The sequence below is a fragment of the Actinoplanes sp. NPDC048988 genome (genome assembly GCF_043197815.1).
GTDB lineage: Bacteria > Actinomycetota > Actinomycetes > Mycobacteriales > Micromonosporaceae > Actinoplanes.
Genome location: NZ_JBICTW010000001.1, coordinates 220,934 through 242,757 on the forward strand (window position 1 = coordinate 220,934; position 21,824 = coordinate 242,757).

Annotated in this window: 26 protein-coding genes; 11 read left to right on the forward strand and 15 right to left on the reverse strand. The window is 71.0% G+C overall.

Going from position 1 to position 21,824, the window contains the following annotated elements; all coding sequences use genetic code 11:
• The first annotated feature begins 22 nt into the window (after nucleotides 1–22).
• Nucleotides 23–406, forward strand: a complete 384-nt coding sequence (locus ACGFJ7_RS01060) for a VOC family protein (protein ID WP_392640066.1) — start codon at nucleotides 23–25, stop codon at nucleotides 404–406.
• Here ACGFJ7_RS01060 and ACGFJ7_RS01065 read toward each other — a convergent pair.
• The gene (locus tag ACGFJ7_RS01065; RefSeq protein WP_392640069.1) at nucleotides 403–849 is read right to left on the reverse strand and encodes a GNAT family N-acetyltransferase; all 447 of its coding nucleotides are present in this window, start codon (nucleotides 847–849) and stop codon (nucleotides 403–405) included. The genes ACGFJ7_RS01060 and ACGFJ7_RS01065 overlap by 4 nt on opposite strands.
• 45 nt (nucleotides 850–894) lie before the next feature.
• Here ACGFJ7_RS01065 and ACGFJ7_RS01070 point away from each other — a divergent pair, with 45 nt between their 5' ends.
• Nucleotides 895–1,341: a potassium channel family protein gene (locus tag ACGFJ7_RS01070; protein ID WP_392640072.1), complete on the forward strand. Its 447-nt coding sequence runs from the start codon at nucleotides 895–897 to the stop codon at nucleotides 1,339–1,341.
• Here the strand turns inward: ACGFJ7_RS01070 and ACGFJ7_RS01075 are convergent.
• Together ACGFJ7_RS01075 and ACGFJ7_RS01080 are read right to left on the reverse strand one after the other, a co-directional pair.
• Nucleotides 1,292–2,854, reverse strand: a complete 1,563-nt coding sequence (locus tag ACGFJ7_RS01075) for an alpha/beta hydrolase (RefSeq protein WP_392640075.1) — start codon at nucleotides 2,852–2,854, stop codon at nucleotides 1,292–1,294. The two genes, ACGFJ7_RS01070 and ACGFJ7_RS01075, sit on opposite strands and share 50 nt — an antisense overlap.
• Nucleotides 2,855–2,916: 62 nt before the next feature.
• Entirely contained in the window at nucleotides 2,917–3,984 is a 1,068-nt protein-coding gene (locus ACGFJ7_RS01080) for an ATP-dependent DNA ligase (RefSeq protein WP_360241416.1), read from the reverse strand.
• 96 nt (nucleotides 3,985–4,080) lie between these two features.
• Between ACGFJ7_RS01080 and ACGFJ7_RS01085 the strand changes: the two genes are divergently transcribed.
• The 3 genes from ACGFJ7_RS01085 to ACGFJ7_RS01095 are packed head-to-tail and all read left to right on the forward strand — an operon-like array spanning nucleotide 4,081 to nucleotide 5,724.
• A complete protein-coding gene (locus tag ACGFJ7_RS01085) occupies nucleotides 4,081–4,626 on the forward strand; it encodes a hypothetical protein (RefSeq protein ID WP_360241419.1) in 546 nt (181 codons plus the stop codon).
• 10 nt (nucleotides 4,627–4,636) lie between these two features.
• Nucleotides 4,637–5,359 carry a HipA family kinase gene (locus ACGFJ7_RS01090; RefSeq protein WP_360241422.1) on the forward strand — a complete coding sequence of 241 codons (723 nt, stop codon included), beginning with the start codon at nucleotides 4,637–4,639 and terminating at the stop codon, nucleotides 5,357–5,359.
• Complete coding sequence (locus ACGFJ7_RS01095; protein ID WP_360241425.1) at nucleotides 5,356–5,724, forward strand: DUF3037 domain-containing protein; 369 nt, start codon at nucleotides 5,356–5,358, stop codon at nucleotides 5,722–5,724. Before ACGFJ7_RS01090 ends, ACGFJ7_RS01095 begins: the two co-directional genes overlap by 4 nt.
• A gap of 166 nt (nucleotides 5,725–5,890) precedes the next feature.
• Here ACGFJ7_RS01095 and ACGFJ7_RS01100 read toward each other — a convergent pair whose 3' ends face one another.
• Together ACGFJ7_RS01100 and ACGFJ7_RS01105 are read right to left on the reverse strand one after the other, a co-directional pair.
• Nucleotides 5,891–6,385, reverse strand: a complete 495-nt coding sequence (locus ACGFJ7_RS01100) for an LPXTG cell wall anchor domain-containing protein (protein WP_360241428.1) — start codon at nucleotides 6,383–6,385, stop codon at nucleotides 5,891–5,893.
• Nucleotides 6,386–6,480: 95 nt separating this feature from the next.
• Nucleotides 6,481–6,963, reverse strand: a complete 483-nt coding sequence (locus tag ACGFJ7_RS01105; RefSeq protein ID WP_392640080.1) for a PH domain-containing protein — start codon at nucleotides 6,961–6,963, stop codon at nucleotides 6,481–6,483.
• A 64-nt stretch (nucleotides 6,964–7,027) separates the two neighbouring features.
• Between ACGFJ7_RS01105 and msrB the strand changes: the two genes are divergently transcribed.
• The gene (msrB, locus tag ACGFJ7_RS01110) at nucleotides 7,028–7,435 is read left to right on the forward strand and encodes a peptide-methionine (R)-S-oxide reductase MsrB (protein ID WP_360241434.1); all 408 of its coding nucleotides are present in this window, start codon (nucleotides 7,028–7,030) and stop codon (nucleotides 7,433–7,435) included.
• On the opposite strand, the gene ACGFJ7_RS01115 is transcribed toward msrB, so the two are convergent.
• The 6 genes from ACGFJ7_RS01115 to ACGFJ7_RS01140 all read right to left on the reverse strand — a co-directional run bounded on the left by ACGFJ7_RS01115 (nucleotide 7,432) and on the right by ACGFJ7_RS01140 (nucleotide 11,149).
• Nucleotides 7,432–8,469 carry a glycosyltransferase family 2 protein gene (locus tag ACGFJ7_RS01115; protein WP_360241437.1) on the reverse strand — a complete coding sequence of 346 codons (1,038 nt, stop codon included), beginning with the start codon at nucleotides 8,467–8,469 and terminating at the stop codon, nucleotides 7,432–7,434. The genes msrB and ACGFJ7_RS01115 overlap by 4 nt on opposite strands.
• 54 nt (nucleotides 8,470–8,523) lie before the next feature.
• Complete coding sequence (locus ACGFJ7_RS01120) at nucleotides 8,524–9,045, reverse strand: dihydrofolate reductase (RefSeq protein ID WP_392640085.1); 522 nt, start codon at nucleotides 9,043–9,045, stop codon at nucleotides 8,524–8,526.
• Nucleotides 9,042–9,842, reverse strand: coding sequence for a thymidylate synthase (locus ACGFJ7_RS01125; RefSeq protein WP_360241443.1), 801 nt, complete (start codon nucleotides 9,840–9,842; stop codon nucleotides 9,042–9,044). The genes ACGFJ7_RS01120 and ACGFJ7_RS01125 overlap by 4 nt, the downstream gene beginning before the upstream one ends.
• A 119-nt stretch (nucleotides 9,843–9,961) precedes the next feature.
• Nucleotides 9,962–10,183, reverse strand: a complete 222-nt coding sequence (locus ACGFJ7_RS01130; RefSeq protein WP_360241446.1) for a hypothetical protein — start codon at nucleotides 10,181–10,183, stop codon at nucleotides 9,962–9,964.
• Nucleotides 10,184–10,211: 28 nt separating this feature from the next.
• Nucleotides 10,212–10,820: an NAD(P)H:quinone oxidoreductase gene (wrbA, locus tag ACGFJ7_RS01135; protein ID WP_360241449.1), complete on the reverse strand. Its 609-nt coding sequence runs from the start codon at nucleotides 10,818–10,820 to the stop codon at nucleotides 10,212–10,214.
• Nucleotides 10,821–10,894: 74 nt separating this feature from the next.
• Entirely contained in the window at nucleotides 10,895–11,149 is a 255-nt protein-coding gene (locus tag ACGFJ7_RS01140; RefSeq protein ID WP_360241452.1) for a glycoside hydrolase family 13, read from the reverse strand.
• An 82-nt stretch (nucleotides 11,150–11,231) separates the two neighbouring features.
• Between ACGFJ7_RS01140 and ACGFJ7_RS01145 the strand changes: the two genes are divergently transcribed.
• Nucleotides 11,232–11,684, forward strand: coding sequence for a GNAT family N-acetyltransferase (locus ACGFJ7_RS01145; RefSeq protein ID WP_360241455.1), 453 nt, complete (start codon nucleotides 11,232–11,234; stop codon nucleotides 11,682–11,684).
• Here the strand turns inward: ACGFJ7_RS01145 and hemQ are convergent.
• From hemQ to hemE, 3 genes are read right to left on the reverse strand one after another with little or no spacing between them, the layout of a single operon-like run.
• On the reverse strand, nucleotides 11,671–12,372 hold the full coding sequence (hemQ, locus tag ACGFJ7_RS01150) for a hydrogen peroxide-dependent heme synthase (RefSeq protein ID WP_360241458.1): 702 nt from the start codon (nucleotides 12,370–12,372) through the stop codon (nucleotides 11,671–11,673). The two genes, ACGFJ7_RS01145 and hemQ, sit on opposite strands and share 14 nt — an antisense overlap.
• 4 nt (nucleotides 12,373–12,376) lie before the next feature.
• Complete coding sequence (gene hemG, locus ACGFJ7_RS01155) at nucleotides 12,377–13,759, reverse strand: protoporphyrinogen oxidase (RefSeq protein ID WP_392640091.1); 1,383 nt, start codon at nucleotides 13,757–13,759, stop codon at nucleotides 12,377–12,379.
• A gap of 58 nt (nucleotides 13,760–13,817) precedes the next feature.
• Nucleotides 13,818–14,855, reverse strand: coding sequence for a uroporphyrinogen decarboxylase (gene hemE, locus ACGFJ7_RS01160; RefSeq protein ID WP_360241464.1), 1,038 nt, complete (start codon nucleotides 14,853–14,855; stop codon nucleotides 13,818–13,820).
• Nucleotides 14,856–14,928: 73 nt separating this feature from the next.
• Here hemE and ACGFJ7_RS01165 point away from each other — a divergent pair, with 73 nt between their 5' ends.
• On the forward strand, nucleotides 14,929–15,495 hold the full coding sequence (locus tag ACGFJ7_RS01165) for a DUF3000 domain-containing protein (RefSeq protein WP_360241467.1): 567 nt from the start codon (nucleotides 14,929–14,931) through the stop codon (nucleotides 15,493–15,495).
• A gap of 332 nt (nucleotides 15,496–15,827) precedes the next feature.
• Here ACGFJ7_RS01165 and ACGFJ7_RS01170 read toward each other — a convergent pair whose 3' ends face one another.
• Nucleotides 15,828–16,904 carry a S1C family serine protease gene (locus ACGFJ7_RS01170; RefSeq protein WP_392640095.1) on the reverse strand — a complete coding sequence of 359 codons (1,077 nt, stop codon included), beginning with the start codon at nucleotides 16,902–16,904 and terminating at the stop codon, nucleotides 15,828–15,830.
• A 173-nt stretch (nucleotides 16,905–17,077) separates the two neighbouring features.
• On the opposite strand from ACGFJ7_RS01170, the gene ACGFJ7_RS01175 reads away from it, so the two are divergent.
• The 3 genes from ACGFJ7_RS01175 to ACGFJ7_RS01185 all read left to right on the forward strand — a co-directional run bounded on the left by ACGFJ7_RS01175 (nucleotide 17,078) and on the right by ACGFJ7_RS01185 (nucleotide 21,797).
• Nucleotides 17,078–18,379 carry a ribonuclease D gene (locus ACGFJ7_RS01175; protein WP_360243524.1) on the forward strand — a complete coding sequence of 434 codons (1,302 nt, stop codon included), beginning with the start codon at nucleotides 17,078–17,080 and terminating at the stop codon, nucleotides 18,377–18,379.
• Nucleotides 18,380–18,543: 164 nt separating this feature from the next.
• Complete coding sequence (locus ACGFJ7_RS01180; RefSeq protein WP_360241473.1) at nucleotides 18,544–19,740, forward strand: thiolase family protein; 1,197 nt, start codon at nucleotides 18,544–18,546, stop codon at nucleotides 19,738–19,740.
• The gene (locus tag ACGFJ7_RS01185; protein WP_360241476.1) at nucleotides 19,737–21,797 is read left to right on the forward strand and encodes a 3-hydroxyacyl-CoA dehydrogenase NAD-binding domain-containing protein; all 2,061 of its coding nucleotides are present in this window, start codon (nucleotides 19,737–19,739) and stop codon (nucleotides 21,795–21,797) included. Before ACGFJ7_RS01180 ends, ACGFJ7_RS01185 begins: the two co-directional genes overlap by 4 nt.
• Nucleotides 21,798–21,824 lie beyond the last annotated feature (27 nt).

Here is a 21,824-nt window from a genome sequence, read left to right on the forward strand (position 1 = left end):
CGGAACGGGAGACTACGCGGTCATGGCACATCGCAGTCGGCTCTCGACCTTCCTGATCGACGCGCCCCGGAAAGAGGCCCCACAGGCCGCCGGCTTCTGGTCACAGGCGCTCGGCGTACCGGCCCAGCCCGTGCCCGGCGAGGAGCAGTTCATCTCGCTGCGCGGTGTGCTGCCCGACCACGACCTGGCCGTGCAGGCCGTCGACGACGCGCCCCGCTACCACTTCGACATCGAGACCGACGACGTCGAGGCCGAGACGGCCCGGCTGATCGGCCTCGGCGCGGTCGAGGTGGGCCGCTGGCTCGAGTGCGTGACGCTGAAGGCCCCGGGCGGCCACCTGCTCTGCGTGATCCCGCCGCACAGCGACCCGGAGGTCTTCGACCGCCTGGCCCGGAACTGGGCCTAGCCGAGGGTCAGCTTCATGCCCTCGTGGGAGGCGGTGAAGCCGAGCGACTCGTAGAAGCGCCGGGCCTCGGTGCGGCGCTTGTCGGTGGTGAGCTGGATGAGGCCGGCGCCCTGCTCGCGGGCGCGCGTCATCGCGTACGCCATCATGGCCCGCCCCAGGCCGCCGCCACGACGGTCGGCCCGGACCCGGACCGCCTCGATGGTCATCCGCTTGGTCCCGCCCCGGCTGAGGCCGGGGATGACCGTGAGCTGGCAGGTCGCGATGATCTCGCCGTTGTCGCCGACGATCAGCTCGTTGTTCGGGTCGGCGTCGATCTGCTCGAAGGCGGCCCAGATCGTCGCGTCGACGTCCTCGGACACGAAACCGCGCGAACGGCTGATCTCGTCATCGGCCAACAGGGCCAGAATCGCGGGAACGTCGGCCCGCTCGGCGATCCGGAACATCGGCGCCTCTCCCCTTCCGATCGTTGCTCGGGCACGATGTCTGCCATGAAGATGCTGCTCAGGGTCTATCGCGGGATCGTCTGGCTGGCTAACTCGCCGGGCACGCTGATTCTCTCGTACGCCATCCTGATCGTCGTCTGCGGTGCGCTCTTCTCCATTTTCGAGAAGGGCAAGTCGCTCGGCGACGCGATCTGGTGGGCCGTGGTGACCGCGTCGACCGTCGGGTACGGCGACATCTCGCCCGCGTCGTGGCAGGGCCGGGTGATCGCCGGGCTGCTGATCTCGCTGATGGTGCTGGTCGTGATCCCGCTGATCACCGCGCACTTCGCCAGCAAGCTCATCGTCGACCGGGACGTCTTCCGGCACGAGGAGCAGGAGGAGCTCAAGCAGAACCTGCGGCACGTACGGGCCCTGCTCGAGCAGATGGCGGCGCGCGACGGCATCACTTCGCCGGACAGCGCAGCCCCTCCCGCGGCACCTTCAGATCGATGAGATAACCGTCGACCGCCTGCACGATGCACGGCGTGCTCGGGTAGGCCGTGTGGCCCTCACCCTCCCAGGTCAGCACGTGCCCGACGCCGAGCATCGAGGCCAGATCGGCGGTGTTCTCGTACGGGGTGGCGGGGTCGCCGGTCGTGCCGACCACGACGATGGGCGGGGCGCCCACGGCCGCCGCGGCCGGGTAGGGATCACGGTCGCCCTTCCAAACGGCGCAGGCCAGCATCCCGATCGCCATCGAGCCGCCGAACAGCGGGTACTTCTTGCGCCACTCGCCCTGGAGCCGGCGCACCTCCTCGATCGTCGGCGCGTCCTTGGTGTCGGAGCAGTTCACCGCGAGGTTGGCGTCGAACAGGTTGCTGTACGTGCCGTCGGGCTTGCGCTCGGCGTACTGGTCGGCCAGTTCGAAGACGCCCTCGGCGTCGCCCGTCTTGAGTTCGCCGATCGCCTTGGCCAGCGCCGTCCAGCCGGTCTCGGTGTAGAGCGAGGAGACCACGGCCACGAAGATCCAGCCGGAGGTGGCGTTACGGCCGTCGGCGCCCTTCACCGGGTTCTTGTCGGCCGCCTTGAGCGCGTCGGTGACCGCCTTTCGCGCGTCCGGCGCGATCGGGCAGTCGCCGGTGTTGGCCTTGCACCAGTTCGTGAAGTTCGTGAACGCGCGCTCGAAGCCTTTGGCCTGGGTCTCCGAGCCCTCGATGAAGCTCTGCTTCGGGTCGACCGCGCCGTCCAGCACGAGCGCGCGGATCTTGGTGGGGAAGAGCTGGGCGTACGTGGCCCCGAGCAGCGTGCCGTACGAATAGCCCAGGTAGGTGAGCTTCTCGTCGCCGACCGCGTCGCGGATCGCGTCCATGTCCTTGGCCGCCTGCACGGTCGAGAACGTGGCCAGCTGGGCCGGGCTGTATTTCTTCGCGCAGTCGCCGGCGATCCTCTCGTTCAGCGCGACCACCTTGGTGAAGTCGGCCTGGCTGACCGGGTCGGGCACGGCGGCGAAGCTCGCGTCCTGGTCCTGGGCGCTGATGCACTTGACCGGATCGGAACGGCCGACGCCGCGCGGGTCGAAGCCGATGATGTCGAACTTGTCGGTGATCGCGGTCGGCAGGCCGCCGAACTGCTGGCCGAACGACAGGTAGACCGCGGTGTCGATGCCGGAGCCGCCGGGGCCGCCCGGGTTGATCAGCAGCGAGCCGGTCCGCTGTTTCTGGGTGGCCGAGCGGATCCGGATCATCGCGATCGCGTACGTCTGGCCGTTGCCCCGATCGGACCAGTCACGCGGGACGGAGACCGTGGCGCAGTCGTACGTCATGCCGGCCGCGCCCCGGCCCACGAGCTGGTCGGGGATCTCGGGGCAGGGCTTCCAGGCGGTGCCGCTCGTGTTCGGCGCCGCGCTGCTCGTGCTCTGCGGCGCGGGCGTGGTGTCGCCCGACCCGTCCGGGGCGAACGAGGGCACGGTGCAGCCCGAGATGGTGACCACGAGCGCGGCCGCGACGGCCAGCAGAGAGCGGCGCACGTTTGCCCTTTCGACGTCGGACTGTCCCACCGAGGCTATCCGGTGAGTCTGACAATCCGCGGTCAGCGGCTGGTCAGTACCTCGGCCAGATTGAACTGGACCGGGCGCTCGAGCTGCTCGTAGGTGCACGAGTGCGGATCACGGTCGGTGCGCCACCGTTCGAACTGGGCGGTGTGGCGGAACCGCACACCCTCCATGTAGTCGTAGCGGACCTCGACCACCCGCTCCGGCCGCAACGGCGTGAACGACAGGTCCTTGCCGGCGTTCCAGCGGCTCACCTCGTTCTTGCGCGGCGTGCGCTCGCCCTGCTCGTGGGCCGCCCAGTTCCACGGATGGCCCTCGAACTCGGTCACCAGGGGCTGAAGTTCGATGAAGAGCTCTTCCCGTACGGCCATGGGGAACGAACCGATGACGCCGACCGACACCAGCACGTCCCGCTCGTCGTAGAGGCCCAGCAGCAGCGAGCCGATCCGGTCCTCGCCGGACTTGTGCACCCGGTAGCCGGCGACCACGCAGTCGGCCGTCCGCTTGTGCTTCACCTTGAACATGACCCGCTTGTCGGGCTGGTAGACCAGGTCCGTCGGCTTGGTGATGAGCCCGTCCAGCCCGGCCCCCTCGAACTCGGCGAACCACCGCCGGGCGGTCTCGAGATCGTCGGTGGCCGGCGTGACGTACACCGGGGCCTTGGCGCCTTTCAGTGCCTCGACCAGCCGAGCCCGGCGCTCGGCGAAGGGCAGCTCGGTCAGGTCCTCGTCGCCGAGCGCCAGCAGGTCGAACGCGACGAAGGCGGCCGGGGTCTGCTCGCTGAGCAGCTTGACCCGGCTCGCGGCCGGGTGGATGCGCTGCTGAAGCGCCTCGAAGTCGAGGGTGTTGCGCTCGGTGTCGGCCACGATCACCTCGCCGTCGATCACCGCCCGCTCCGGGAAGTTGGCCAGCACGGCCTCGACGACCTCGGGGAAGTACCGGGTCATCGGCTTCTCGTTGCGGCTGCCGATCTCCACCTCGGCCCCGTCCCGAAAGATGATCGACCGGAAGCCGTCCCATTTGGGCTCGTAGAGCTGGCCGGGCGGGATCTCGGCGACGGGCTTGGCGAGCATCGGCTTGACCGGTGGGTTGATCGGCAGCTCCATCGCCCCAGTCTGCCGTCTCAGCGCCCGCTCCGGGGGGCTGGCGGCTGGCGCGTAAGCGTGTAATTTTGTAATCACGCTTACCGGGGAGGTTCAGCAATGAGATACCGACAGGGACCGCCGGGACGGGTCGAGCCGCCGAACGCCGACGACGCCGCGGCCTGGGTCGCCGGCGCGGTGACCGACGGCTGGTTCACCGAGCGGCCCGAGGTCGTCGTCGACCGCGACGAGATCATCATCTGGGGCCGGGTGACCGCGCCCGACCTGGGCGACAGCGCCACCGACGCCGACCGGGCGGCCGCACAGGCGGGCCGGATCAACCAGTTCCGTGAGGACACCCGCAACGACCGGATGCGGGTGGCCCGCCAGGTCGAACACCGATACCAGCGCAAGGTCGCCTGGGGCGTGCGCTGCGGCGACACCAACGAGCTCTTCACCCACCTGGCCGCGCCGGTGATGACCCGGCTGCGCCAGCCCGAGCGGCAGATCCTCGACACGCTGGTCGACGCCGGCGTGGCCCGGTCCCGCTCCGAGGCGCTGGCCTGGTGCGTCAAGCTCGTCGGCCAGCACACCGAGGAGTGGCTGTCCGATCTGCGCACCGCCATGACCAAGGTCGACGACCTGCGGAAGCAGGGCCCTTTGTAGGGTGATCCACGTGCTACGTGAGGTCACCGCCATCCGCTATGTCACACCCCTGCGCGAGGGCGGCTCGCTGCCCGGCGTCGTGGAAGCCGACGACCTCGGCACGTACGTGGTCAAGTTCCGCGGCGCCGGGCAAGGCCCCAAAGCGCTGGTGGCCGAGGTGATCTCGGGCGAACTGGCCCGCCGTCTCGGCCTGCCCGTGCCCGACCTGGCCGTCGTCGACCTCGACCCGGTCGTGGCCCGGGCCGAGCCCGACGAAGAGGTCCAGGAGCTGATCAAGGCCAGCGCCGGCGCCAACCTGGGCATGGACTTCCTGCCCGGCGCGCTCGGCTACGACCCGGTCGCCCACCCGGTGGAGGCCGGGCTGGCCTCCCGGGTGCTCACCTTCGACGCCTTCGTCGAGAACGTCGACCGCAGCTGGCGCAACCCCAACCTGCTGATCTGGCACAACGCCCTGTGGATGATCGACCACGGCGCGACCCTCTACTTCCACCACAACTGGCCCCGCGCCGAAGCGGTGGTCCACCGTCCGTACAAATGGGACGACCACGTGCTGAAGCCGTACGCGACGGCCCTGGCCACCGAGGGGCCGGCCCTGGCGGCCCGGATCACCCCGGCGCTCATCCGGGAGGCCGTCGACCTGGTCCCCGACGAGTGGCTGGACGACGGCGACAAGGACGCCTACATCTCCCATCTGACCGCCCGCGCGGCCCAGCCGGAGGCGTGGCTGCCATGAGAGTCCCTTACGAGTACGCCGTGATCCAGGCCGTCCCGCGCATCGAGCGAGGCGAGCTGATCAACGTGGGCGTGGTCCTCTACTGCCAGCGCCGCGACTTCCTGGAGGCCCGCACCCACCTGCACGAGGACCGGCTGCGCGCCCTCGACCCGTCGGCCGACGTCAAGGCGATCGGCGAGGCCCTGGCCTCCTGGTCGGCCACCTGCACCGGGGCCGGCGCCGCGGCCGCCATGACCCAGGGCGAACGCTTCCGCTGGCTGGTCGCGCCGCGCAGCACGATCCTGCGCGCCGGCCCGGTACACATGGGCCTGGCCGTCGACCCGGCCGACGAACTGCGACGCCTGGAGAACCTGCTGGTGAGGTGACGGCATACGCGGACTCGCCGACGCGGAGTTCGAGCGGGGAGTTCCGCTGACCGGCCCGGCGCGTCGTGGATGGCCGCTACGCCGGGCGACCGGGATCGGCGGCTACCCGCTGGACGCCGAAGGCCGCCCGGCATCACGCCGGGCGGCCTTCGTTGTGGCGTTTCGGTCAGGCGCTGCGGCGGCGCCGGGTGTACCAGACGGAGGCCGCGCCGGCGGCCACCAGGAGGCCACCCAGGGCCACCAGCGTGCTCATCGGCGCTCCGGTGACCGGCAGGGCGCCGCCGGCGCTGACGCCGCCGCCGGGGGCCGTGGTGGCCGGGGCCGCGCCGGCCGGGGTCTCCGCCGGGACGGTGTCCGTGTTGGCGGTCGGCGTGGTGGTGGCCGGGGTGCTCGGGGTGGCCGAGCTGGGCGCCGGCGTGGTGGGGGCCGGGCTGCCGTAGCCCGGGTTGCCCCGGGTCGGGGTGTCGGTGTCGGGCGCCTCGGTGCCGTAGCCGGCGGCCCCGCCCGGGCGGCCCGGGTCGGTGGTGGTGATCGCGACGCGCGGCTGGGCGGCCTGGTCGGCGGTGGCCACGGCGGGCGACCCGCCGAGGGCCAGGGCGGCGGCGACGGTGAGGCCGGCGGTGGGCAGTCCGACGGCGACGATCCGGCGAAGTGAGCTCATGAGGAGTTAATCCGTTCTCTGGCGGTGTTCATGGTCCGAGAGGGGAGCTTAGCGGCAAATGCCCGATTTACCCTTTAAGACGCCTCGGCGGGTCATCATCCCGGAAGACCACCGAAACGGTGACTCCGCCACAGATGGGACAAAGCGAACATTTTGCCCTCGAATTTGGGGTCCGCCGCGAAGAGCTCACCGCTGTACGGGGCCCGCAGCCGCACACTCGCGCCGGAGTTCAGATAGACCGACACCACCGTGCGCGCGCCCCGCCGCTCGGCCCGCATGTCGGCCACGTCGTCCCAGGTGGCTAAGCCGTCCGCGAACACCGAACGGGTCCGGATGCCGCCCGAACTGATCTGCGTGCCCGTACGCCCACGGGCCGCCAGCCCGATCAGCGCGCCGGCCACCGCCGGCCCGACCGCCACGAAGACCCAGCCGGGCCCGGACGGCACCGCAAGATCAGCCCAGCTCAGGACCGCTACCAGCAGCCAGAGGCCGGCGTTCGCGATCGATCCGAGAAAGAGCCCTCGCCCGAGGGCCTGCTGCCAGGTGGGCCGGAAGATGGCCGCCGATGCATCGTCCATGCCCTGGTTCAACGGACCGGCCGACGCACCGGGCCGCACCCCGAGTGCGTCGTACCTTTGAAGCATGGCAACGAACGACACCACCCTGCCCACCACCGAGGAACAGTGGCGGGTCCGCCTCTCCCCCGACGAGTTCCGGGTGCTTCGCCAGGCGGGCACCGAGGCCCCCTGGTCCGGGGAGTACGTCGACACCAAGACCGAGGGCATGTACAACTGCCGCGCGTGCGGCGCCGCGCTCTACCCGAGCGACGACAAGTTCGACTCGCACTGCGGCTGGCCCTCGTTCGACGACGCGATCCCGGGCGCCGTCAAGGAGATCAACGACTACAGCCACGGCATGGTCCGTACGGAGATCCGCTGCGCCAACTGTGACTCGCACCTGGGTCACGTGTTCCGCGGCGAGCAGATGACCGCCAAGAACACCCGGCACTGCGTCAACAGCCTGTCGATCCGCCTCGAGCCGAAGGCCTAGGAACGCCGAGAAGGCGCCTGGCTGGCCAGTTCCACTGCCTCGACGTCATCGTCGAGCGGCCCGCCGGGCACCGGCGTCGCCACGCTGGTGACGTCGAGCGCGGCCGTGTCGAAGGCGACCAGGAACGGCGGCCGGCCCTGGCTGGCCGCGTAGATGCGGCCGATGTACTCACCGAGCAGGCCCAGGCAGATCAGCTGGATGCCGCCGAGCAGCAGGACCGCCACGTACAGCGAGGTCCAGCCGGGCACCACGGCGTCGGCCAGCCAGGTGATCAGCGCGACGATCATCAGCACGACGCAGACGAAGAAGCTGAACAGGCCGAGCCAGGTCGCGATCTTCAGCGGGGCCGCCGAGAAGCTGGTGATGCTGTCCAGGGTCAGCTTGATCATTTTCGACAGCGGGTACTTCGTCTCGCCGGCCACCCGCTCGGCCCGCACGTACGGCACCTCGGCGCTGCTGAAGCCCAGCGACGGCACGATCAGCCGGTAGACCGGGCGCGGCTCGGGCAGGCCGTTGAGCACCTCGACCACGGCCCGGCTCATCAGCCGGAAGTCGCCGGCCTGGTCGGAGACCCACGGGCCGACCAGCTTGCGCATCACCCGGTAGTACAGGCCCGCGGTCTGGCGCTTGAACGCCGTGTCGGTGCTGCGGTCGCTGCGCACCCCGTAGACCACGTCGACCTTCTCCCGGCGGGCGGCGGCCAGCATCTCGCCGATCACCTCGGGCGGGTCCTGCAGGTCGGCGTCGATGCTCACCACGTACGCGCCCTTGGCCGCCCGCAGGCCGGCCCGCAGCGCCGTCTGGTGACCGACGTTGCGGCGCAGCGCCACCACCCGCAGCTGGGGCCAGTCGGCGCGCAGCTGCATCAGCCGGGAGACGGTCGCGTCGCTGCTGCCGTCGTCGACGGCCACCACCTCGTACGAGTCGCCGAGCCCGTCCAGGACGGGCCGTAGCCGGGCCACGAAGTGATCGACCGCTTCGCGCTCGTTGTACATCGGTGTGACCACGGAGAGTGTCACCGGTGACAGGAGCATGAGTGACCTCTTCCTGCTAGCGCCGGGCGTGCCGGTCATCCGTCGGCCGGAAGACTAGCTTTCCGTGGCAACCGGCGCCTGCTCTGGTCGTGTGCCTTGCGCTGTGCGAACCAATTCCTCGACCACGTACCGCAGACCGCTCTGTGAAGTCTGCCAGCCCGGCGACGATGTGACGACCCATCCGTCACCCAACTCGGGGGCGTGGGTGTCGCCGGAAACCGCCAGGTCGACGCGGGTACGGAGGATGTGGTCGGCCAGCGGCAGGAAGGCCGCGTACACCGACTCCCCGCCGATGACCCAGACCTCACCTGTGAGGTCCACCTCCTCCACCGAGTGGACAACTTCCGCTCCTTCGGCCGACCACGAAGGGTCACGGGTCAGTACCACGTTGCGCCGGCCCGGGAGCGGCCGGAAGCGCTCCGGCAGCGAGTCCCAGGTCGCTCGCCCCATCACCACCGTCGCGCCCGCGGTGCGTTCCCGGAACATCCGCTGGTCCTCCGAGAGCCGCCACGGGATCCCGCCGCCGGCGCCGACCACCCGATCGTGCGCCTCGGCCCAGATCATGTGCACCGTCATACCGCGACGGGCGCCTTCAGCGCCGGGTGGTGCTGGTAGCCCACGACCTCGAAGTCCTCGTACTCGTAGTCGAACAGCGACGGCTTCGGCTTCAGGGAGAGCTGCGGGAACTCGTACGCCGGGCGGGACAGCTGCTCCTGGACCTGCGAAACGTGGTTGTTGTAGATGTGGCAGTCACCGCCGACCCAGATGAAGTCGCCCGGCAGCAACCCGGCCTGGTCGGCCACCATGCGGGTGAGCAGCGCGTAGCTGGCGATGTTGAACGGCACGCCCAGGAACAGGTCGGCGCTGCGCTGGTAGAGCTGGCAGGAGAGCCGGCCGTCGGCCACGTAGAACTGGAACATCGCGTGGCACGGCGCCAGCGCCATCTCCGGCAGGTCGGCCACGTTCCACGCCGAGACGATCATGCGACGCGAGTCGGGGTCGCGGCGCAGCGTCTCGAGGATGCCGCTGATCTGGTCGATGTGGCCGCCGTCGGGCTTGGGCCACGAACGCCACTGCACCCCGTAGACCGGGCCCAGCTCGCCCGTGGGCGACGCCCACTCGTCCCAGATCGTCACGCCGCGCTCGCGCAGCCAGCCGACGTTGCTGTCGCCCCGCAGGAACCACAGCAGCTCGACCGCCAGCGACTTGAAGTGCACCCGCTTGGTGGTGATCAACGGGAAGCCGGCCGACAGGTCGTAGCGCAGGCGCTCACCGAACAGGCTGACCGTGCCGGTGCCGGTGCGGTCGCTTTTCGGGGTGCCGGTGGTCAGGACCCGCCGCAGCAGGTCCTCGTATTGGGTGTCGACGGGCATGGCAGCCAACCTACCCGCCGGGCGGGCCCACGCAGGGGTGGGACCGTCCGGCGGGTCCCGGTTGCGGCCGGCAACCGGGATCTCTCCACCCCCCAGGTGGCCAGGGGTGGAGCAGAAACCTAACTCGCCCAGCTGTCGGACATCTGTGGGATGTGCTGGTCGGGCGGCGGCGCCTGGTCGGCGACGAAGCCGAGGTCGGCACCCATCTGCTGCCACCGTTCGTAAAGGATCTGGTCCTGCAGGACGGCGCGGACATCCTTGTGCGCCGCCCGCAACTCTTCCAGGGCGGCCTCGTACCGGGCGACCCGGGTGTGCAGGTCGGCGGTCTCGTACGTGGTCATACAGCCAGATTAGCGAGAAAAGCGACTTTTATTCGCTTTTCAGCTTTCCGCCGATGGCGACGATCCGCTGCGCCAGGTGGTCCAGGGCCGCGTACTGAGCGTCGCCCAGCGGGGCGTCGTTGCTGCCGCCGGTGACGTGCGAGACGCCGTACGGGTTGCCGTCGACGAACTTGAGCGGGTCGGTGTAGCCGGGAGCCACCACGATGCCGCCGAAGTGGTAGATCGTGTTGTAGAGCGCCAGCAACGTCGACTCCTGGCCGCCATGGGCGGTCATCGAGGCGGTGAAGCCCGCGTACGCCTTGTTGGCCAGCAGGCCCTGGCCCCACTGCGGCCCGAGCGTGTCGATGAACTGCTTCAGCTGACTGGCCACGTTGCCGTACCGGGTCGGCGAGCCGAACAGGACGGCGTCGGCCCAGACCACGTCGTCCGCCGTGGCCTTGGGCTCGTCCTTGGTCTTGTCGAAGTGCTGGCTCCACGCCGCGTTGGACGCGATGGCCTCGGCCGGCGCGAGCTCGGGCACCTGGCGCAGCCTTACCTCGGCGCCGGCCTTCTCACCGGCCTGGGCGAGACGCTCGGCCATCTTGTGGATGGTCCCGGTGGACGAGTAGTAGATGACTGCGAGCCGCGTACCGGCCATGGTTGCCTCCTCGTAGATCTGCTTGCCCAGTCAAGCGAATCTCCGGTGCAACGCGGCCCAAACTGCGAATTGCGTTACACGAGAAGCTCGTCACCTAGTTCGTCGTCGAACCAGACGCCGCCCGTGGCCAGATACCGGAACCGGTAGTGACCGGGGCCGACGGTCACGCTGACCGTGCGGGTGCCGTCGCGGCGCGGCTTGAGCTCGTGCCGGCCCGGCTCCCACCCGTTGAACGTGCCCACGACGCTGACCTTCCCGTCGACCGCCGCCTGAGGCAGGCAGAAGGTCACCCGGGTCTTGTTGCCGAAGAGCTTGCTCCGCTTGATCATGAAGTCCTCCACACCTCCGGCTTCCATCCGTACAACGCCCGGGGACGATACGGGTGACGCCGCGCCGCATACGATTCGGCACATGCAACCGGAACAACATGACGAGTTCAGGTCGGCCTCGTTCCGAGATCTTGACACGACGACCCTGTACGCGATCCTCAAGCTCCGCGCCGACGTCTTCGTCGTCGAGCAGGAGTGCGCGTACGGCGACCTCGACGGCCGCGACGACGAGCCCGGCACCCGGCATCTGTGGATCACCCGCGACGACGAGATCCGGGCGTACCTGCGCATCCTGGACGACGGCGAGACGCAGCGGATCGGCCGCGTCGTCACCGCCAAGAGCGCCCGGGGCACCGGGCTGGCCGGCCGGCTGATCACCGAGGCCCTGACGATCATCGGGAACCGCCCGAGCGTGATGCACGCCCAGGCTCATCTCACCGACTACTACGCCAGGTTCGGATTCCGGCCGGACGGGCCCGAATACCTCGAGGACGGCATCCCGCACGTCCCCATGCGCCGGGTTACGGCAGGGTAGCGACGATCTCCGCCACCGAGCGCCGGCGGCCCGTGTAGAACGGAACCTCCTCGCGCACGTGCCGCCGCGCCTCGGAGGCCCGCAGGTCACGCATCAGGTCGACGATGCGGTACAGCTCGTCGGCCTCGAAGGCCAGCATCCACTCGTAGTCGCCCAGCGCGAACGACGCGACCGTGTTGGCCCGTACGTCCGGGTATCCGCGGGCCAGCTGACCGTGCTCGGCCAGCATCTGGCGCCGCTCGGCGTCGGGCAGCAGGTACCACTCGTACGACCGCACGAAGGGGTAGACGCAGAGGTAGGGCCGCGCCTGTTCACCGGCCAGGAACGCCGGGATGTGGCTCTTGTTGAACTCGGCCGGGCGGTGCAGCGCCATCTGCGACCAGACCGGCGCCAGGTGCCGGCCCAGCACGGTCCGGCGGAACAGGGAGTACGCCTCCTGCAGCGCGTCCGAGGACTCCGAGTGCCACCAGATCATCACGTCGGCGTCGGCCCGCAGGCCGGCCACGTCGTACGTGCCGCGGATCGTCACGTCCTTGGCCGCGAGCTGCTCGAAGAGGCCGTCGACCTCACCGGCCAGCTCGTCGCGCAGCGCCGGCAGCGGCGTCTCGGCCCGGAAGACGGACCACATCGTGTACCGGATCGTCGCGTTCAGCTCGTTGAGCCGCGCCGCGTTCGTCTGCTCGCCCATTCCCTCAACCCTCCAGCATCTTGCTCACGTCTTCGGCGGCCCGCTCGCCACTGGCGATGCAGACCGGGATGCCGATCCCGTCGAACGCCGCGCCGGCCAGGGCCAGGCCCGGCGGCAGCGCGGCCCGGGCCGCGGCCAGCCGGTCGAGGTGACCCGGCGCGTACTGCGGCAGGCCACCGCCCCAGCGCTGCACCCACGAGGCGGCCGGCGGCGGAAGCTCGTCACCGATCAGCTGCCCCAGCTCGTCGACGGCCCGGGACAGCAGCACCGCGTCGTCGAACTGGAGCCGTTCCTCTTCGCCGGCCCGCCCGAGCGAGGCCCGTACGATCACCGGCCCGTCGCCCGGCAGCGACCACTTCGTGGTGAAGAAGGTGGCCGCTTTGACGAGCGTCCCCTCGCTCGGCGGGACCAGGAATCCGGACAGATCCGGAAGCGGCGTTCCCGGCGGCAGCGCGAGTCCCACCAGCGCCACGCTCGCGTAGTCCAGGCGGCCCAACGCCGCGGCCGCGGCCGGCGCGACATCGGACAAAAGACGCGCCGCCGGTGAGAAGGGCACGGCCACCACCACGGCGTCGACGTCGTCGGTCCGCGGCGCCGGCACCGGCCCGAGCAGCAGCCGGTACCCATCGGCCGTGCGCGCGATCTCGCGTACCGGAAGACCCAGGCTGATCCGCGCCCCGCTGGCCGCGGCCGCCGCGCCGACCAGGCGGCTCATGCCGCCCTCGACCGCGCCGAAGATCGGCTTGCCCGGCTCGCGGCGACTCGCCCGCTGCGCGGCCCGCACGGCGTCCTGCAGCGTGTGCTCGATCCGCGCCGTCCGCGCCAGCTGCGGCATCGTGACCTGCAACGACAATCCGTCGGCCCGTCCCGCGTAGACCCCGCCGAGCATCGGGTCGACGAGCCGGTCGACGACCTCGTCGCCGTACCGGTCCCGCACCAGCGCCCCGACCGCCACGTCCTCGCCGGCGGCGAGCAGCGGACGGCCCGCGTCGTGGTCACGCTCGGCGTCCGGGTGCGCCACGTCGCCGAGTTGCGCCAGATTTCCCGGTACGCCGACGAGGGTTCCCGAGGGCATCGGCGCGAGCCGCCCCCCGAAGGCCAGCGCGGCCGGAACCTTGGCCGGATGCTTGATCGCGTCGCCCAGCCCGAGCCGCCTGACCAGCCCGACCGCCGCCGACTCGGCGCCGTCGGTCCCCGACATCAAAAACGACTCGGCGCCCCGCTCGACGGTCACCCCGCCCAGCTCACCGGTGCGCAGCTTGCCGCCGAGGGCGCCGCTCTGCTCGTACACGATGATCTCGGTGTCCGGCGGCGTCAGATCCCGCAACCGCACGGCCGCCGCGAGGCCGGCGATGCCGCCTCCGATGACCGCAACCCGCTTCCGCACGAACTCAACCCTTCCACTTGCCGCCCCCGTCGCCTCGGTGGGGGTCGCGGAGTGTGACCTACCGAGCGGACGTCTCGTGGACGAAGGCCACCAGCCGGGTCAGCGCGTCCGGGTCGGTCTCGGGCATCACGCCGTGGCCCAGGTTGAAGACGTGACCGGGCGCCGCCCGGCCCTGCTCGAGGACCCGGCGCGCCTCACGCTCGACGACCTCGCGGCCGGCGAACAGCACCGCCGGGTCGAGGTTGCCCTGCACCGATCTGGCGGGCCCGATCACCTTCGTGGCCTGGTCCAGCGGCGTACGCCAGTCCACACCGACCACGTCGGCGCCCGCCTCGCCCATCGCCTCGAGCAGTACCGCGGTGCCGACCCCGAAGTGGATGCGCGGCACGCCGGCGTCGGCCAGCCCGCTCAGCACCCGCGTCGAGTACGGCAGGACGTGCTCGCGGTAGTCGGCCTCGCTCAGCGCGCCCGCCCACGAGTCGAAGAGCTGGACGGCGCTGACCCCGGCCTCGATCTGGGTACGCAGGAAGGCCAGCGTGATGTCGGCCAGGCGGGACATCAGGGCGTTCCAGAGCGCCGGCTCGCCGTACATCATGGCCTTGGTCTTGAGGTAGGTCCGCGACGGCCCGCCCTCGATGAGGTAGCTGGCCAGCGTGAACGGCGCCCCCGCGAAACCGATCAGCGGCGTGCTGCCCAGCTCCTTGACCAGCAGCCGGACCGACTCGGCGACGAAGCCGACATCGTCCGGGGTGATCGGCCGCAGCCGCTCGACGCCGGCCGCAGTGCGCACCGGCTCGGCCACGACCGGGCCCGTGCCGGCCACGATGTCGAGGTCGATGCCGGCCGCCGCGATCGGCACCACGATGTCGCTGAACAGGATCGCCGCGTCCACGTGGTGCCGGCGCACCGGCTGCAGGGTGATCTCGGTGACCAGGTCGGGACGCCGGCACGAGTCGAGCATGCCGATGCCCTCACGGATCTTGCGGTATTCGGGCAGGGAACGCCCGGCCTGCCGCATGAACCAGACCGGGGTGTGCGGCACGTCGAGGCCGCGGCAGGCCCGCACGAAAGCAGAATTGCTCAAGACTGTGGTCACCGCGCCATCGTGCCACGACACGCGGGGCGCGCCGATCGGCTACGGACACGCGGCGGCGGCATAGTCTTCCCCCATGGCGTCCCCCTCCGCTGAACCTCCGGCGTTCGCGCGCGCGGTCGCCGGCCTGCGGGTCCCGGCGCCCCGGCCCGAGATCCTCCTCGAGGAGATCGCGGCACCGCAGCGGCTCGCGCCCTACGCGTTCGCGCTCAGCGCGACCGTGCTGCGCTCCGGCGACGAGGTCGCCGGCGGCCGGTTGATCCTGCTGCACGACCCGGCCGGCCACGAGGCCTGGCACGGCGACATCCGGCTGGTCACGCTGGTCACGGCCGAGCTCGAGGCCGACCTGGCCGACGACCCGCTGCTGCCCGAGGTGGCCTGGACCTGGCTCACCGACGGCCTGGCCCAGCACGCCGCCGCCTACACGGCGATCGGCGGCACGATCACCCAGACCACGTCGACCCGCTTCGGCGAGCTGGCCGGCCCACCCCCCACCGCCGACCTGGAGGTCCGAGCCTCCTGGACCCCCACCGCCGACGACTTCACCGCCCACCTGCTCGGCTGGTGCGCCATGCTCGCCTCCACCGCCGGCCTCCCCCCACCCGGCGTAACCCCCCTAACCGACCACCAGCGCGTCGGCTGACCCACCCCCGCACAACCCCCCGACCCCTCGCCAGCGCCTCGGCTGCCCCACCCCCGCACAACCCCTCGACCCCCCGCCAGCGCCTCGGCTGCCCCACCCCCGCACAACCCCTCGACCCCCCGCCAGCGCCTCGGCTGCCCCACCCCCGCACAACCCCCTCGAACCGCCCGCCGTCGCGCGGGTTGACCGCAACCAAAGTCGCACTTCGCCCGCAAATGAGTTGAGCCCGGTTTACCGACGCCGCGGGTTGTGCGGCGTTGGTAAACCGGGCTCAACTCATTTGCCCCAAGGGGCGAAGTGCCCGCCGAGCGAAGCGAGGCCAGCAGCACAGCTCAGCAAACCGCAAAGGTCGCGCACGCGGTCTTGACCGGGATCGCCAACCCGATCCCCTCAGCATCCTTAGCCTTGGCAGTCGCCAGCCCAACCACCTGCCCCGTCGCGTTGACCACCGGCCCACCGGAGTTCCCCGGGTTGATCGGCGCGTCGAACTGGATGGTCGGCCCGTCCGAGTCGTCCGGCCGGTAGGCGCTGATCACACCCGTGGTCACGGTGTCGTCGAGCCCCAGCGGCGCCCCGACCACGACGACCTGCTGGCCCGGCTTGACCGTCGCCGGCGCCGCCACCAGTCCCGCGATCTTCGTGTCGGCGTGCAGCAGCGCCAGATCCTTACCTTTGTCCACATCGACGATGCTCGCCGTGATCTTGGTGCTGCCGCGTTCGAGCGACACCCGGCGCCCGCCGCCGGTCCACACCTCGGCCACCACGTGGTAGTTCGTCATCAGGTTCGACTCGTTGCCCTTGACCTTCGTGCCGACCGAGAAGGCGGTGCCGGTGAAGCTGCCGGCGCGCACCCGGAACACGCTGGGCAGCACCTTCGACGAGACCGTCTCGGGATCGAAGACCCCGGCCAGCTGCTGCTCGAGCCGGTCGGTCCGGTCCTTCTCGGCGGCCAGGCCGGACGCCAGGCTCTGGTTGTGGTCACTCATCGATTCGATGCGGTACGCCTGCCAGCCCGCGACCAGGAGCAGGAGCACGACCACCCCGACGACGAGCGGCTTGATCCGCCCGCCGACGGCCGAGCGCCGCGGCTCAGGCTCGCCGGCCGCCGGTACCGCCACCGGCGCCGCGATCTCCTCGTGCCAGCGGGGCGCCTGCGGCTGCCGCTGCTGCGGTACCTGCCACTGCGGATCCTCGACCCATCCCTGTCGCGCGCGGGGCGCCGGCTCGGCCCAGGGGTCGCCGGCCGGTTCGTTCCAGCGGGCCGGCTCTTCCCAGCGGGGCGCTTCTTCCCAGCGGGGCGTTTCTTCCCAGGCCGGAGCGGCCACGGGCTCGCCCGCGCGGCGCCGCCCGTCGTACTGGCGCTGCTCAGCGGTGCCCGCGGGCGTGAACGGTTCGAAGGTCATGGTCATCCGGCGCGGCCTCCCGGGTAAACGGCGCTGCGGAGGGTAGTACGGAGCAAACGGCCGTTCGGATCAGCGCCACGGCGACCGGAAGAAAGATCGAGAATCGGCGCGCCGGGACCCGGCTGCGCGCGGGTGGGGTGGGCTCCCCGTACGGTAACGGAGTGACCGACGACGCACCCCTGCTCCGTCGGGACGCACCGGAGCCCGCAAGGGACGGACGACCGCAAGCCGAGCCGCCCGACCCGACGTCTGGTGGTCCCGACGCCGCGCCCGCCCCTTCTGTACCCCTGACCGCGCCCCGCGACGGCACTCCGCGCCCGGTGGAGACCTCCGGCGAGCTGGCCGACGTCGTCGCCCGCATGGCCGCCGGCACCGGCCCGGTGGCGGTGGACGCCGAGCGCGCCTCCGGCTACCGCTACACCCAGCGCGCCTACCTGGTTCAGCTGCGGCGGGCGGGCGCCGGCACCGTCCTGATCGACCCGCTGCCCCTGGACGACCTGCGCACCCTGGACGCCGCCCTGGCCGACAGCGAGTGGGTCCTGCACGCCGCCAGCCAGGACCTGGCCTGCCTGGCCGAGATCGGCATGAAGCCGCGGCGCCTGTTCGACACCGAGCTGGCCGCCCGCCTGGCCGGCTTCGAGCGGGTGGGCCTGGCCGCCCTGACCGAGCAGCTGCTCGGCTACTCGCTGGAGAAGCACCACTCCGCCGCCGACTGGTCCACGCGCCCGTTGCCGGAGTCCTGGCTCACCTACGCCGCCCTGGACGTGGAGCTGCTGACCGACCTCCGCGACCACCTGGCCGCGGAACTGGACCGGCAGGGCAAGTCGGCCTGGGCCGCCGAGGAGTTCGCGGCCCTGGTGGCCAGCGCCGACCGCCCACCACGGACACGCCCCGACCCCTGGCGCCGAACTTCCGGCATACACCGCGTACGCGGAGCAAGGGCCCAATCCCGGGTACGCGCTCTCTGGTACGCCCGTGACGGCGTGGCCGCCCGCCGCGACAGCGCCCCCGGCCGCGTCCTGCCCGACTCGGCGATAGTCGCCGCCGCCGAACAGGACCCGAAGGACGAGCGCACCCTGCTGGCCATCCCCGGCTTCGGCGGCCGCTCGGTCCGCCGCCTGGCCCGAGTCTGGCTGGACGCCCTGGACGAGGCCAGAGCGCTCCCCGACGACGCCCTGCCCGTGAACCAGCCGGTGGACGGCCCGCCCCCACCTCACCGCTGGGCCGAACGTGACCCGGTGGCGGCCGCCCGCCTGGCCCGCTGCCGCCAGGTGGTCATAGCCACGGCGGAAGAACACACGCTCCCGCCGGAGAACCTGATAAGCCCCGACTACATCCGCCGCCTGGCCTGGTCCCCGCCCGAGGACATAACCCCTCAGACGATCACCACGACCCTCCAGGGTTTCGGCGCGCGAAACTGGCAGACGGTCCTCCTGGCCACGCGGTTGGCCGAGGTCATCCCGGATCCCGCGGCGGCCTGAGCCACCGGCGTGCGCGCGGCCGGCGGGACCTGGGTTTTCGCAACCCCGGACCCCGCCGGCCGAAATAGCCCTGTGACATTCCAGCAACCACCTACCCGCCCGTAGTTACCGGCGAGTAGCATCGGAACTCACACCCTCAGGGCTCGCCCGCAAGGAGGCTTGCTGTGCCCCGTGAAGTACGCGAGGTCGTCTTCGTAGACGGCGTCCGCACCCCCTTCGGCAAGGCCAACGGCATGTACGCCGAGACCCGCGCCGACGACCTGGTCATCCGCTGCATCCGCGAGCTCATGCGCCGCAACCCGCAGCTCCCGCCCGACCGGGTCGACGAGGTAGCGATCGCCGCCACCACCCAGATCGGCGACCAGGGCCTGACCATCGGCCGCACCGCCGCCCTCCTCTCCGGGCTGCCCAAGACCGTCCCCGGCTACGCGATCGACCGCATGTGCGCCGGCGCCATGACCGCCGTCACCAACGTCGCCGGCGGCATCGCCATGGGCGCCTACGACGTTGCGATCGCCGGCGGCGTCGAGCACATGGGCCGCCACCCGATGGGTGAGGGTGTCGACCCCAACCCGCGCATCCTGGCCGAGAAGCTCGTCGACCCGTCCGCGCTGGTCATGGGTTCCACCGCCGAGAATCTGCACGACCGCCTCCCGGGCATCACCAAGGAGCGCACCGACCGCTACGGCCTGAACTCGCAGCTGAAGACGGCCAAGGCGTACGCCGACGGCAAGCTCCAGCCCGACATGGTCCCGGTCGCGATCCGCAACGCCGAACAAGGCTGGGGCCTGGCCACGGCCGACGAGGCTCCTCGCGAGACCTCGATGGAGAAGCTCGCCACCCTCAAGACCCCGTTCCGCCCGCACGGCCGGGTCACCGCCGGTAACGCCGCCGGCCTCAACGACGGCGCCACCGCCGCGCTGCTGGCCAGCGAGGACACCGCGCGCGAACTGGGCCTGCCGATCGCCATGCGGATGGTGTCGTACGGCTTCGTCGGCGTCGAGCCGGAGATCATGGGTTACGGCCCGATCCCGTCGACCGAGAAGGCCCTGAAGAAGGCCGGCCTGACCATCGACGACATCGGCCTGTTCGAGCTGAACGAGGCGTTCGCGATCCAGGTGCTGGCGTTCCTCGACCACTACGGCATCGCCGACGACGACCCGCGGGTGAACCCGTGGGGCGGCGCCATCGCCATCGGCCACCCGCTGGCCTCGTCCGGCGTCCGGCTGATGACGCAGCTCGCGCGCCACTTCGCCGAGCACCCCGAGGTCCGTTACGGCCTCACCGCCATGTGCATCGGCATCGGCATGGGCGGCACCGTGATCTGGGAGAACCCGAACTGGACGGGAGCGGACAAGTGATCGAGCACCCCAAAGAGGTCGTCACCAAGGCGCTCCTGCGCTTCGTGGACGTCCCCGGCCTCTCCGCCAAGGCCGCCCTGATCACCCTGGACAACGGCCTCGACTACAAGAAGCCGAACAGCTTCGGCCCGGGTGGCCTGGCGTCGCTCGACGAGGCGATCACCAAGGCCACCGAGGCGGGCCCGGCGTTCATCGCGTTGACCGGCAAGCCGTACATCTTCTGCGTCGGCGCCGACATCACCGGCATCCCGTACATCACCTCGCGCGAGCAGGCCGTCGAGCTGGGCGAGCTGGGCCACCGGGTCTTCGCCCGCCTGAAGGACTCGACGATCCCGACGTTCGCGTTCATCAACGGCGCGGCGCTGGGCGGCGGCCTTGAGGTCGCCCTGCACTGCCACTACCGGACGGTCTCCGGCGGCGCGGCGGCGCTTGGCCTGCCCGAGGTCGCGATCGGCCTGATCCCCGGCTGGGGCGGCAGCCAGCTGCTTCCCAACCTGATCGGCGTGCCGGGCGCGGCCCAGGTCATCCTGCAGAACCCGCTCACCCAGAAGACGCTGCGCCCGAAGCAGGCGGCCGAGCTCGGCGTGGCCGACCAGCTGTTCGAGCCGGCCGACTTCCTGGAGCGCTCGCTCGAGTGGGCCGCCGGCGTCGTCAAGGGCGAGGTCACTGTCGAGCGCCCCGAGGTCGACAAGGACATGTGGGAGGGCGTGCTCTTCTTCGCCAAGCAGCAGCTCGACGAGAAGCTGCACGGCGCCGTCCCGTCCGCCAACAAGGCGCTCGAGCTGCTCGCCCTGGCCAAGGACTCGTCGTTCTCCGACGGCACCGGCGCCGAGACGCAGGCGCTGGCCGACCTGATCATGGGCGATGAGGCCAGGGCCAGCCTGTACGCGTTCGACCTGGTGCAGCGCCGGGCCAAGCGCCCGGTCGGCGTGCCCGACAAGTCGCTCGCCCGCAAGGTGACCAAGGTCGGCGTGATCGGCGCGGGCCTGATGGCCTCGCAGCTGGCGCTTCTTTTCGTACGCCGGTTGCAGGTCCCCGTGGTTCTCACCGACCTCGACCAGGAGCGCGTCGACAAGGGCGTGCAGTACGTCATCGACCAGATCGACAAGCTGGTCGCCAAGCGCCGGCTCGACGAGGGCACCGCCGCCAAGCTGCGCGGCCTGGTCAGCGGCTCGGTCGACAAGTCGGTGTTCGCCGACGCCGACTTCGTGATCGAGGCGGTCTTCGAGAACCTCGAGCTCAAGAAGCAGATCTGGGCCGAGCTCGAGAAGATCGTCACGCCCGAGGCGATCCTGGCCACGAACACCAGCTCGCTGTCGGTGTCCGAGCAGGCGGCCGGCCTGGAGCACCCGTCACGCGTGGTCGGGTTCCACTTCTTCAACCCGGTCGCCGTCCTGCCGCTCCTCGAGATCATCAAGGGCGACCAGACCGACGACGCGACGCTGGCCACGGCGTTCGCGGTCGGCCGCGAGCTGAAGAAGTCGTCGGTGCTGGTCAAGGACGCCCCGGCGTTCGTGGTCAACCGGCTGCTGACCCGGGTCACCAGCGAGATCTTCCAGGCGATCGACGCCGGCACCCCGCTCGACGTGGTGAACGTGGCGATGGACCCGCTCGGCCTGCCGATGCGGCCGATGGCGCTGCTGCAGCTGGTCGGCCCGGCCGTGGCGTACCACGTGGGCGAGACCCTGCACCGGGCGTTCCCGGACCGCTACCTCGACTCGCCGAACCTCAAGCGGATCGTCGACGCCAAGCTCCCGGTGATGGTGGACGACGAGATCAACCCGGCCGTGGCCGAGCTGATCCAGGGCGGTTCGGCCCCGCTGACCTCCGACGAGGTACGGCAGAAGGCGATGGACGCGCTGGCCCAGGAGATCCGGATCATGCTGGACGAGGGCGTGGTCGCGGAGGCGCAGGACATCGACCTGTGCATGATCCTGGGCGCGGGCTACCCGCTGCACCTGGGTGGCGTCACGCCGTACCTGGACCGCAGTGGAACCTCGGAACGGGTCACCGGCAAGCGGTTCCTACCGAAGGGCGTGGCCTCGCTGCCCGCCTGATCCTGGTTTGAAGGCCGATGCCCCGGG